Source organism: Promicromonospora sp. NPDC060271 (genome assembly GCF_042726755.1).
In the GTDB taxonomy this organism is placed as follows: Bacteria; Actinomycetota; Actinomycetes; order Actinomycetales; family Cellulomonadaceae; genus Promicromonospora.
On sequence record NZ_JBHXBG010000235.1, the window covers coordinates 1 to 7155 of the forward strand.

Below are 7155 nucleotides of genomic sequence, written 5' to 3' on the forward strand. Positions count from 1 at the left end.
GCTGGGTATTCGCCCCGATCGGCGGCTGGAAGGGGCGAATATCCAGCACTCAACGGGGGCTGGGAGGGGCGGGTAGAGTTGGGCGCTGTTCAGCATCAGACAGGTGTGGTTGTTGCAGCACGTACAGATCGGTGAGTCCCGGTGACCGTCCTTACTTCTGAAACCCGTCCGGTACAGGTCGAGGCGGCCCGACGGCGCAGCATCGCCGTGATCTCGCACCCCGACGCGGGCAAGTCGACGCTGACCGAGGCGCTGGCGCTGCACGCGCACGCCATCGAGGAGGCCGGGGCGGTCCACGGCAAGGGCAACCGCGCCGGCGTCGTGTCCGACTGGCTCGAGATGGAGCAGAAGCGCGGCATCTCGATCACCTCGGCGGCGCTGCAGTTCGCCTACGGCGACGTCGTGATCAACCTGCTGGACACCCCCGGCCACGCCGACTTCTCCGAGGACACCTACCGCGTCCTGACCGCCGTCGACGCGGCGGTCATGCTGCTCGACTCGGCGAAGGGCCTGGAGCCGCAGACCCTCAAGCTGTTCGAGGTCTGCCGCCGCCGCGGGGTGCCGGTCATCACGTTCGTCAACAAGTGGGACCGCCCCGGCCGCGAGGCCCTCGAGCTCTGCGACGAGCTCGAGGAGCGCATCAACCTGCGCCCGACGCCGCTGACCTGGCCGATCGGCGAGGCCGGCCGGTTCATCGGGCTGGTCGACCGCGCCAGCGGCGAGGTGCGCACCTACCGCCGCGCCCCGGGCGGTGCGGCGATCGCCGAGGAGAGCGTGCTCACGCCGCAAGCCGCCGCCGACACCCTGGGCGACGACCACACCGAGGCCGTGGAGAGCGCCCAGCTCCTCGAGCCCGTCGACCGCGAGTCCTTCCTCGCGGGCACGACGACGCCCATGCTGTTCGGCGCGGCGCTCGCCAACATCGGCGTCCGCCAGCTCCTCGACGCCGTCGTCGATCTCGCCCCCGCACCGGGCGCCCGCCCCGACGTCGACGGCGGTGAGCGCGCGGTCACCCAGCCGTTCAGCGGGTTCGTGTTCAAGATGCAGGCGGGCATGGACCCGAACCACCGCGACCACGTCGCGTTCATCCGGGTGTGCTCGGGCCGGTTCGAGCGCGGCATGGTCGTCACGCACGAGCGCACGGGCCGGCCGTTCGCCACCAAGTACGCCCTGTCGGTCTTCGGCCGGGAACGGTCGACGGTCGAGGACGCCTACCCCGGCGACGTCGTGGGCCTGGTCAACGCCAGCACGCTCGCCGTCGGCGACACGGTGTTCGACTCCGCCGGGCCGAAGGTGCGGTTCCCCCCGATGCCGGTGTTCGCGCCGGAGCACTTCGCCGCCGCACGGTCGGTCGACCCGGGCCGCTCCAAGCAGTTCCGCAAGGGCATCTCCCAGCTCGAGCAGGAGGGCGTCGTCCAGGTCCTCGTCTCGGAGGCGCGCGGCGACGGCAACCCGATCCTTGCCGCCGTCGGACCGCTGCAGTTCGAGGTGGCGACCTTCCGGATGGAGCACGAGTTCTCCGCGCCGATCCGCACGGAGACGCTGGGGCTCTCGCTCGCCCGCGAGGCAGCGCCGGAACACATCGATACCATCGCCGGCTACCCGGGCGTCGAGGTCGTGCGCCGCGGCGACGGGACGCCGCTGGTCCTGCTGCGCGACATCTGGCACGCCCGCGCGTTCGAGCGCGCCCACCCGGACGTGCCGCTGATCCCGCTGGTCGCCAGCGGGGTCTGACGCTCGACACTCCGGCCGGGGAACGCCGGGCCGCGGCGGGGCGCGGGCTACGGTCTTCGCATGACGTCGCCCAGCTCGTCCGAGACCGGCGCTCCCGGTCCTGACGTGCCAACCGGTCCTGACCAGCCCGCACCCGGCCGGCCCTCGCCCAGCCAGCCCCCGACGGACCAGCCGGAGCCGCCGCCCGGCGCACCCGACTCCCCGCGCCCGCCACGCTGGCTGCCCCGGGCGCTGTTCCTGGCCGTGGTGACGGTGTTCGTCGCCATCTTCGCGTGGAACGCGATGGGGAAGCTGGAGGGGCTCTTCGTCAACGTGCTCATCGCGGTCTTCATCGCGCTGGCCCTCGAACCGGGCACGGTCTGGCTGGTGCGGCGCGGCTGGCGGCGAGGGCTGGCCGCCGCCGTCACGCTGCTCGGGTCGCTCGTCGTGGTGATCGTCCTGATGGCGCTGTTCGGCAACCTGTTCGTGCAGCAGCTCGTCGAGCTCGCGCAGTCGGTCCCCCGGCTCTACGAGGGGTTGCAGGGGTTTGTCGTCGAGCGCTTCGGCATCGAGATACCCGAGTCCGAGAACCTGCTGCGGCAGGCGTTCGACCGGTTCGGCGAGGACGTCGCCTCCGGGGCGCTGCTGGTGGGTACCACGCTGGTGGGCGGGCTCCTCGCGACCCTGACGATCCTGCTCGTCTCCTACTACCTGCTGGCGGCCGGGCCGCGTTTCCGTGCGGCCGTGTGCGGCTGGCTGACGCCGGCGCGGCAGCAGGAGATGCTGCACCTGTGGGAGGTCACCCAGGGCAAGGTGTCCGACTACATCGGCTCCCGCGTGGTGCTCGCGGCGGTCTCGACGGTGGTCACCTTCGTGTTCCTCGCGATCCTGCAGACGCCGTACGCGGTACCGCTGGCCGTCTTCGTCGGGGTCGTCTCCCAGTTCGTGCCGACGATCGGCGCCTACCTCGGTGGCGCACTGCCCACGATGGTGGCGCTGACGGCGCAGGGCTGGCCCCAGGCGCTGGGCGTGCTCGCCTTCGTCATCGGCTACCAGCAGTTCGAGAACCTCTACCTGGCGCCGAAGGTGTCCGCCCGTGCGCTGGAGATGAACGCCGCGGTCAGCCTGCTCGTGGTGCTCGCGTTCGGCGCGGTGTTCGGGGTGCTCGGCGCGTTCCTCGCACTGCCCGTCGCCGCGACGATCCAGGCCGTCGCGACCACCTACTTCCGGCGGCACGAGCTCGTCGAGTCGCACATGCTGCGGGACCCGGACGGGCTGGGCAAGGCGCCGTGACCCGCCCTGAGCGGCCGGCGGCTCGGCGGGCACGGTGTGCTGGATCTGTGGGTGCCGGCAGGGCTGAACTTCGTTCGGGTGTGCACCGAGCTTGCGGGCTGTGCTGAACAGTTCGGCTGAGGTGAAATGAGCGGGGTCAGGCCGAACGAATTTCAGCAGGCCTGGCACCCGCTCTCCGGGGCTGCTTCACCCGGACTGCTTGGCCCAGATCTGGTCGCGTTCGGCAGCCTCCGGGACGGTCGTGGTGGCTCCTCTCACGCCGGCCGTTCAGCGCTTGCCCCTGACGTCAACGTCAGGTCCTAGCGTTCCGGGCATGGACATCAACAACTCAGTTGCCCTCGTCACCGGCGCCAACCGCGGCCTGGGCCGTGCCTTCGCCCAGCGTCTCCTCGAACGGGGTGCACGAAAGGTCTACGCCACGGCCCGCCGTCCCGAGACCGTGGACCTGCCCGGCGTGGAGGTGCTGGCCCTCGACGTCACCGACCCCGACTCCGTCCGGGCTGCGGCCGCGGCGGCCGCCGACGTCTCGCTGCTCGTCAACAACGCGGGGATCTCGACGGGAACCGGCCTCGTGACCGGCTCGATGGACGCGGTGCGGCTCGAGCTGGAGACCAACACACTCGGCCCCCTCGGCCTGATCAGGGCGTTCGCACCGACCCTCGCCGCGAACGGTGGGGGTGCGGTCGTGAACGTCCTCTCCGCGATGTCCTGGTTCGGGATCAACGGCGCCAACGCCTACCACCTGACCAAGGCGGCGGCGTGGGCCATGACCAACGGTGTGCGGCTGGAGCTTGCGGAGCAGGGCACGCTCGTGACCGCCGTCCACCTGGGCCTCGCGGACACCGACATGTCGGCCGGCTGGTCGGTGCCCAAGCTCGCGCCCTCGGACCTGGCCGACGCCGTGCTCGACGGCGTCCAGGCGGGCTCCGCCGAGGTGCTCGCGGACCAGTGGAGCCGGGACGTCAAGGCCCGGCTGCCGCTGGCGCCGGAGGAGTTCAACGCCGAGATGAGCCGCGCGCTCTCGGCGCTCGCGGCGGCCTGAGCGGCCCCTCCCGTCGGCGGGGCGGCTCAGGGAGCGGCCGCACCCGGGTCGCCGACGTCGAACGAGCGGCCGATCTGGCCGAGGGCCCTGGTGAGCAGGTCGTCGGGGTCGGTGTCCCAGGCTTCGGCCTTGAGCGCGAGCAGGCCGTCGAGCGTCAGCGACGCGAGGCCGTGGCCCAGGGCCCAGAGCGTGATGCCGACGGCCTGCGGGTCGGCGACGCCGAGCCGGTCGACCAGGTCCGTGAGGACCTTGAGCGCGGCGTCCCCGGCCTCCTGCACCGCAGGGTGCTTCTCCGGCTGGGAGAGCTCGGGCCGGAACATCACCTGGAAGTGACCGGGCTGCCGCCGGGCGAAGGCTACGTAGGCCGCGGCGACGCGCACGACGTCGTCGGTCCTCGACGCGCCCGGCGACGTGCCCACCGCGCCGAGCAGGTCCTGGGTGAGCAGGTCGAAACCCCGGGCGGCGATCGCGGACAGCAGGGCGGCCCGGTCGGCGAAGTGGTGGTACGGCGCTCCGGGACTGACGCCGGCCTCACGGGCGACGCGCCGCAGGCTCACCGCGCCGATCCCCTCGGTCTCGATGAGCCGCACGGACGCCTCGACCAGCTCCTCGCGCAGCGAGCCGTGGTGGTACGTCTCGCGCTTGCGCACGCTGCTGACCGCCGCACCGTTGACCTCCATGGCGCCAATCTATACGGTGTTCATAATCTGAACACCGCTCAGACTGGAGACGTGATGTCGAGGATTCTTGTCACCGGCGCCACCGGGTTCATCGCCGGGCACGCGATCGAGGAGCTGATCAAGGGCGGGCACGAGGTGCGCGGGACGGTCCGCTCGCTGCGGGATCCCGCACGGTTCGCGCACCTGCACCAGATCGCCTACGCGCTGGGCGGAAGCCTCGAGCTGGTGGAGGCGGACCTGTCCGAGGACGAGGGCTGGGACGCGGCCGCCGCCGACCAGGAGTACGTGCTCCACATGGCCTCGCCCTTCCCGGCGACACCGCCGCGGGACGAGGCGGAGCTCGTCCGGCCCGCCGTCGACGGCACACGACGGGTCCTGGAGGCGAGCGCCCGTGCGGGTGTGCGGCGCGTCGTCATGACGTCGTCGCTCGCCGCGATCTCGGCGGACAGGTCGGGCGACGTCGAGCGGCGTCGGACCGAGGAGGACTGGAGCGACCTGGACCGCATCGCCCCGTACGCGAAGAGCAAGACCCTCGCGGAGCGCACCGCGTGGGACGTCGCGGCGCGGCACCCCGAGCTGGAGCTCGCGGTGATCAACCCGGGCCTCGTGCTCGGCCCCCTGCAGCATGCGGCGGCGGGCACATCGGTGGCCCTGGTCCGCCGCCTGCTGAACCGCGAGCTCCCGGCCGTCCCGGAGCTCGGCTTCGCGCCGGTGGACGTGCGCGACGTCGCGCGGGCGCACGTGCTCGCCGTCGAGACGCCCGGCGCGGCCGGCAACAGGTACATCTGCGCCGGTGAGAACGTGTGGCTGGGGGAGATCGCGCGGATCCTCGGCGAGGAGTTCGGGCCGCTGGGGTACCGCGTGCCCCGCCGGCGGATGCCCTACTGGATGCTGTGGGCGGCCGGCCGGTTCGACCGCGAGGTGCGGCTCGGCCTCGACTTCGTGGGCAGCGCCGAGCGGGTCAGCGCGGACAAGGCCAGGCGCGAGCTCGGGTGGAGCATGCGGCCGGTGCGGGAGACGGTGGTCGAGACGGGCCGCAGCGTCATCGACCTCGGGCTCGTGCGGGCGCGCTCCTAGCCGACGGCGGGACGGTCGGCCAGAAATCAGGTTTCCAGCGAGAACGCCGCCATGTCAGGGTCGGCGCGTGAGCGATTCCCGACGTGACCTGCTGCGCCGGCAGCTCGATCTGACCTGGTCGCTGTTCGAGTATCACCTGGAGCGGCTGGCCCCCGAGGACTTCCTGTGGGAGCCCGCCGCGCTCTGCTGGACGGTCCGGCCGACGGCCGACGGCGTCTGGGTGCCGGACTGGTCGGACACGGAACCCGACCCGGTTCCCGTGCCGACGATCGGCTGGGTGACCTGGCACATCGGCTGGTGGTGGAGCGTGGCGATCGACCATGCCCAGGGGCGAACGCCCCGGGAACGGGCGGAGATCACGTGGCCGGGAGACGGGCGGGCCGCCGTCGAGTGGCTGCGTGGCCTGCACGTCGACTGGCTGGCGGTGCTCGACGGTCTCACCGACGCCGAGCTGGACGCCAGGGCCGTCTATCCGGTGCAGGACGACGCCGGGTACACCCTCGCGCACATGGCCGCGTGGGTGAATTCCGAGCTCATGAAGAACGTCGCGGAGATCGGCCAGCTCCGCATGCTGCGGGCCGCTGCGTCGGCGTGACCACGCAGAACGGAGGATTCGTTCTCCGGGCGGCCCCACAGGCAGCTTTCAGCAGCGATACTTGGGCGGTGACTACGTCCAGCGAGACCCCTGCGGTGGCAGGAGCAGAGATCCCGGTAGAGCTTCTCTTCCGAGTTCCATACGGCAAGGTCCTGCACGGCAAGGACTGCCAGCACCTGTCCGAGGATCGCCTGGCTTCCCTCCAGCCCGCGACCGAGCTCGACAGGCAGAAGTTCAAGGTGTGCAAGACGTGCCTCGTGGCACTCACCACGGTGAGCCACGACGACTTCGACTCGTTCGAGGCCGCCCTCGAGGCCCTGCCCGTTCCGCAGGCGCACCGGCCGGCCATGCGCGAGATCGCCGAGGGCCTCGACAAGACCCGCATCTGGATCCCGTCGTCCCGCTCGTACGTGGCCGTCTCGCCCGGCCCCGGTCAGGAGGCGTCCGCCTTCTTCAACAAGGGCTTCGTCGACGTCCAGCAGGCCGGCGGCGGGTACAAGCGCGTCCTCATGGCCGGATTCTCGGGTAAGCAGACCAACTCGTTCGCGCACGCGCCCGACGCCGCCCCGGCGAGCTGCCCGGGCTGCTACATGCAGCTTCCCGCGACGGGCCGCTGCGACGCCTGCGACTGAGGGCCTGCGACCGAGCACGTCCGTCCGACCGTCAGCGCGTACGGGTGCGGTTCGAACAGGGGGAAGTGGCGCCACACCAGGCGGACCTGGCCCTCGGAGCCGTTGACGAGCTCGTGCAGCACG

Annotated in this window: 7 protein-coding genes; 6 read left to right on the forward strand and 1 reads right to left on the reverse strand. The window is 71.8% G+C overall.

Features of this window, described 5'->3' with window-relative positions; all coding sequences use genetic code 11:
• Positions 1–141: 141 nt before the first annotated feature.
• The 3 genes from ACFWE2_RS23715 (at position 142) to ACFWE2_RS23725 (ending at position 4048) form a co-directional block, all read left to right on the forward strand.
• Entirely contained in the window at positions 142–1734 is a 1593-nt protein-coding gene (locus tag ACFWE2_RS23715) for a peptide chain release factor 3 (protein WP_377226667.1), read from the forward strand.
• Positions 1735–1794: 60 nt separating this feature from the next.
• Positions 1795–3006 carry an AI-2E family transporter gene (locus ACFWE2_RS23720; RefSeq protein WP_377226668.1) on the forward strand — a complete coding sequence of 404 codons (1212 nt, stop codon included), beginning with the start codon at positions 1795–1797 and terminating at the stop codon, positions 3004–3006.
• A gap of 313 nt (positions 3007–3319) precedes the next feature.
• Positions 3320–4048, forward strand: coding sequence for an SDR family oxidoreductase (locus ACFWE2_RS23725; protein ID WP_377226669.1), 729 nt, complete (start codon positions 3320–3322; stop codon positions 4046–4048).
• Between the two features lie 26 nt (positions 4049–4074).
• Here the strand turns inward: ACFWE2_RS23725 and ACFWE2_RS23730 are convergent, their stop codons facing one another.
• On the reverse strand, positions 4075–4728 hold the full coding sequence (locus tag ACFWE2_RS23730; RefSeq protein ID WP_377226670.1) for a TetR/AcrR family transcriptional regulator: 654 nt from the start codon (positions 4726–4728) through the stop codon (positions 4075–4077).
• 54 nt (positions 4729–4782) lie between these two features.
• On the opposite strand from ACFWE2_RS23730, the gene ACFWE2_RS23735 reads away from it, so the two are divergent.
• The 3 genes from ACFWE2_RS23735 (at position 4783) to ACFWE2_RS23745 (ending at position 7032) form a co-directional block, all read left to right on the forward strand.
• The gene (locus ACFWE2_RS23735) at positions 4783–5805 is read left to right on the forward strand and encodes an SDR family oxidoreductase (protein ID WP_377226671.1); all 1023 of its coding nucleotides are present in this window, start codon (positions 4783–4785) and stop codon (positions 5803–5805) included.
• Positions 5806–5872: 67 nt separating this feature from the next.
• Positions 5873–6400: a DinB family protein gene (locus ACFWE2_RS23740; protein WP_377226672.1), complete on the forward strand. Its 528-nt coding sequence runs from the start codon at positions 5873–5875 to the stop codon at positions 6398–6400.
• Positions 6401–6468: 68 nt separating this feature from the next.
• On the forward strand, positions 6469–7032 hold the full coding sequence (locus ACFWE2_RS23745) for a hypothetical protein (protein WP_377226673.1): 564 nt from the start codon (positions 6469–6471) through the stop codon (positions 7030–7032).
• Positions 7033–7155 lie beyond the last annotated feature (123 nt).

Excerpts from the sequence above, each read along its gene's own strand:
- ACFWE2_RS23725 (WP_377226669.1), top strand. The coding sequence starts at position 3,320 with ATGGACATCAACAACTCAGTTGCCCTCGTCACCGGCGCCAACCGCGGC.
- ACFWE2_RS23735 (WP_377226671.1), top strand. The coding sequence starts at position 4,783 with ATGTCGAGGATTCTTGTCACCGGCGCCACCGGGTTCATCGCCGGGCAC.
- ACFWE2_RS23720 (WP_377226668.1), top strand. The coding sequence starts at position 1,795 with ATGACGTCGCCCAGCTCGTCCGAGACCGGCGCTCCCGGTCCTGACGTG.
- ACFWE2_RS23730 (WP_377226670.1), bottom strand. The coding sequence starts at position 4,728 with ATGGAGGTCAACGGTGCGGCGGTCAGCAGCGTGCGCAAGCGCGAGACG.